Below are 3,919 nucleotides of genomic sequence, written 5' to 3'. Positions count from 1 at the left end.
GCCCGCACCACAAGAGTTTCATGATTCAACTTTGTACTTCATCAGATCGGAAACCGCTGTAAATAGGAAGACACAAAAGATTGCGGGGAAAAGAAGTAATTATCAGGGCTAAAGCCCTGACTACAAACAATAAAATTATATTTTTTTGTGCCACTTGCATAAGTCATACTTGAGTCAAGAAGCGGTCAGATTTACTGTGGTAGAGATGTTCTATGGAACTTATCTACATAGTCCAGACACTTTCAGGACGAAGTAGGAAGAAAAACTTGGTTGTTGTTAGCATTTTTTAGCTTGTTTAGATTTTTATAGCAAGCTCGGTAACTTACTTCAATTCAGCAACTCCCAACTGTTGTTAGGAGTTGCTTTCGCGTAATTACAGGTTATTTAATCACAGTTCTCAATTGTTTGAGTATGCTGCCAATAGCCCGGAAACCACTATTCTTAGAGAGATTTTTAACGACTTCCGATTTACCTTGCAGGACAATCGCGTTATAGGCAACAATAGCGTCATTTAGCTTATTGATATTGACGCTTATACCAGCGCTGCCTTGAGCAATGATAACTGGTTTAAAGGCTTTTGTGCTTGCTACTAGCTGTCCTGATGTTGCTTGAGCTACAGGCTGATTTGGTAAGGAAGCACTAGTAGAACTAAACAAACCATTGAGGGATGTGACTAGTGGTGTTGCTAGTTGTAGGGGAACATTCGCAGTAGTTAAACTGGTTGTTAAGGTAACCGCAGCCTGTTGTGACCCAGCGCCACCTGTCAATACCGTACCAATATCAGCAGCAGTAGCACCACCTGTTGTATCACCACCTGTTGTACCACCACCTGTTGTTGCACTGTTAAGATTCTGAGAAATAGCGGCAGCCGACTGATTCACAGCAGTTTGAGATGTTGGAGGAATGGAGATCACAAGAGGTGTTGTTCCACCTCCTGTCACATTGACGCTAGGTGACGTTGGTTCTACGGACGCTGCTGTAAGTGCAGTTCCACCTGACGTGGAAACACCAGATGTAACAGCGGCTGAAACACCAGGTATTATAGCTCCTCCTGTTGTTCCTCCTGTTGTTGTTCCTCCTGTTGTTGTTCCTCCTGGCAGTGCTGCTGGCGGCACGGAAAAAATGGTAGTTGTTGTACCGCCGGTTTGAGCACCACTGGCAGTACCGGCTGTACCTTTACTTGGACCGACAACTTGGGCTAGACTTGGTAATTGCCAAGCAAGGGACATGAGGGGGGTGAGACTGAAGGCAAAAATGAGATTTCTGATTTTCAACATGATGATCCTTTAAATTCTAAATCTCTAAATTCTAAGTGTTTATTTAGGCAAGAAATTGAAACCATAACCCAGACTCAGGGAAAACACTGTGCCGCCTGGGCTGTTGTCCGTGAGGTCTGATCCTGTAGCTGTAATTGTTAAGGGTAGAGTAGGTATGGGAACAAAGGAAGCGCCGACGTTGAAACCAACTCCACTCCAACCTAGACCCACACCGACTTGGGGATGAATTTGCACACCAACTCCACCAAATACACCGGTGCTGGCATCACCTTGGCGGAAGTCCCCACCCCCAGCCCCGGCGGAGAAGGAAATGGGCATTTTGTTCCCAGGGTTGTTAGGTCTTAAAAGGGAGTAACTTGTCACCACACCATAGGCACTGGAAGGTCTAATACCTTCATTACCGTACTGAGCAAAGGTTTTCCAACCACCAGCTACACCAATTTGATTAGTTCCTTTGGCATAAACAATGCGGTGAGCTTTAAAGTCAAAAGTACCATTAGAACCAAAGTCTTTGATACTACCGTTGTTGAACCCAAATTCTAGACCAATTAGTTTCTGGGAATTTCCTAAACCAAAACCGGCGCTAATACTCCCATCCAACTCCGTATCTCTGGTGCCGAAGAAGGCTGCTGATGTCCCTAGAAATGCGTCACCCATATTAGCCCCGAAGGCACTGGGGGCAGCAAAACTGAGTCCGGGTGGGTAGGTGGGCTTAGTTGGTGGTGCTACTTTGATCTTAATCAGGGGTTCAATTAGTAAATCCTGGCGGATTTTATTAACATCATCCGGATTACCGTCTCCTGTTTGTGCAATTAGCTGTGGTTGTTTTTGCTCAGGAACAGATGCAACTTTTGGTTCTAATTCTGCGGCTGTGACTACCTGTTTGGTATCATTTACAGAAGTGGCTTTTGCAGTTTTATCTATGCTTGATTCACTGTTCTGGTTTTCAGTTACTATGTCATCTGCGGCAGATGCAGAATTAATTGACACGGCTGTGGTCAGGAATAAGCTGGGTAGGGTGAGAGACAAACCCAAGTAGATAAACTGTGTCCAATTATTTTCTGGTATAACAGAATGCTTTTTGCTATTCAAAATATCACTCCTCACAAGATGTTTGTTATGCGGTGGCCAAAATCTGGCGTTGCTGATTTGATGTATAAAAATGATTTTTGATGATCTTCAAACATTTGTATAGACGTGACCTAAGTAGGTATACTTGGCTCTACAGATGAATTTATACCTGGTTTCCGCAACGCCGAAAATCTATCTACAGTTAATAGTTTTCTAGGCAAATGTCCTGATGCTATTTTTCTCAGTTTGACTACGAATAGGTAAACTGGAACAACGATACAAAAAACCTAACAATTGATGTTAGCACCCAAACGAATGCAATCACCAATTGCCCACCATTATACCATAAACCTGACTTTAAAAGCAAGGCAGATTATGAGAAAGTAAGTATATATTTTTGAATAAGAGTGTAGTCAGAAATAAAATGCCCTGTTATGCTGTGGTAAGATCCCATAAGCTAGGAAGTGAAGCATTTTCCAGAGTTTTCACGACTCTGAATTATTAACAGGGAAGTCAAAATCATAATTTTGGCTCGTTTTTATGGAGAATATTGTAAACAATCTTTACAATTTAACTTGTGCCAAATGGCTGCGGGGGTTATAGGTACGGATAGCCCTGATTTTCTCATAGTATTCCCTTTCTTGGGGATTGAGGTCTTTTGGGGGAGCGATCGCTACTTTTACCAATTGATCACCGCGTCCACCCTTAGTTAGCGGCCAACCTTTACCACGTAGACGTAGAGATTGACCAGAACGGACTCCTGCTGGTAATTTGACATTAACATGACCGTCGGGGGTGGGAACATCAATAGCTGCTCCTAATGTAGCTTCATCCGGGGTAATCAAGACTTCGCAGACGAGATGATCACCTTCGATTTGGAAAAAGGAATGGGGTTGTAATTCCACTTTCAAGTATAAATCTCCCCGTTGTTGGGTCTGATGGTTAATTTGGCCTTTTCCCTTCACCCGTAAGCGAGTACCAGCTTTAGCACCAGCAGGGATACGCACATCAATAGTTTCGCTACCTAAACTAAATCGTTTTTCGACACCGGAAAATGCTTCACCTAAAGTTAAAGTAATTACTGCTTCTGTGTCTTGTGTTCTAGCAGCGTCTTGAAAAGAAAAATCGTTAAAACCCCCATATCTACCACCTGTTCTCCCAGTGGAGGTAGAATCTGTGGCGGTTTGTCGTCCACTGCGAGGACCAGCGCCACCAAATAATTCATTTAAGAAGTCATTAAAACTGCCGTATTGTCCGAAGTCAAAGCCGCCCATATCAGCACCAGGACCACCGGAGGAGAAACCTTGACCGGCTTGTTTCCAATATTGACCAAATTGGTCGTATTTTTTGCGTTTATCTGGGTCTGATAAGACTTCGTAGGCTTCATTTACTTCTTTAAATTTTGCTTCGGCCTGTTTGTTGTTGGGGTTAACATCAGGATGATATTTACGGGCTAGTTTGCGAAAAGCTTGTTTAATTTCTTCCGATGTGGCGGTTTTAGTAATTCCTAAAATTGCATAATAGTCTTTAAAGTCGGTTGCAGCCATTTACTAGCCTCCTGTGGAAATTTA

The 3,919-nt window shown here is 43.1% G+C and carries 3 protein-coding genes; all 3 read right to left on the bottom strand.

All coding sequences use genetic code 11. The annotated features are described in order from the left end of the window. Window positions 1-380: 380 nt before the first annotated feature. The 3 genes from ACIR131C_RS24065 to ACIR131C_RS0119745 all read right to left on the bottom strand — a co-directional run bounded on the left by ACIR131C_RS24065 (window position 381) and on the right by ACIR131C_RS0119745 (window position 3,895). Window positions 381-1,277, bottom strand: coding sequence for a hypothetical protein (locus tag ACIR131C_RS24065; RefSeq protein WP_028091560.1), 897 nt, complete (start codon window positions 1,275-1,277; stop codon window positions 381-383). Between the two features lie 39 nt (window positions 1,278-1,316). After that, the gene (locus ACIR131C_RS0119750; RefSeq protein ID WP_028091559.1) at window positions 1,317-2,369 is read right to left on the bottom strand and encodes a hypothetical protein; all 1,053 of its coding nucleotides are present in this window, start codon (window positions 2,367-2,369) and stop codon (window positions 1,317-1,319) included. A 542-nt stretch (window positions 2,370-2,911) separates the two neighbouring features. Then, entirely contained in the window at window positions 2,912-3,895 is a 984-nt protein-coding gene (locus tag ACIR131C_RS0119745; RefSeq protein WP_028091558.1) for a DnaJ C-terminal domain-containing protein, read from the bottom strand. Window positions 3,896-3,919: the final 24 nt, after the last annotated feature.

This window comes from Dolichospermum circinale AWQC131C (assembly GCF_000426905.1).
Taxonomy (GTDB): Bacteria; Cyanobacteriota; Cyanobacteriia; order Cyanobacteriales; family Nostocaceae; genus Dolichospermum; species Dolichospermum circinale.
This window is presented reverse-complemented; position numbering and strand designations above follow the sequence as displayed.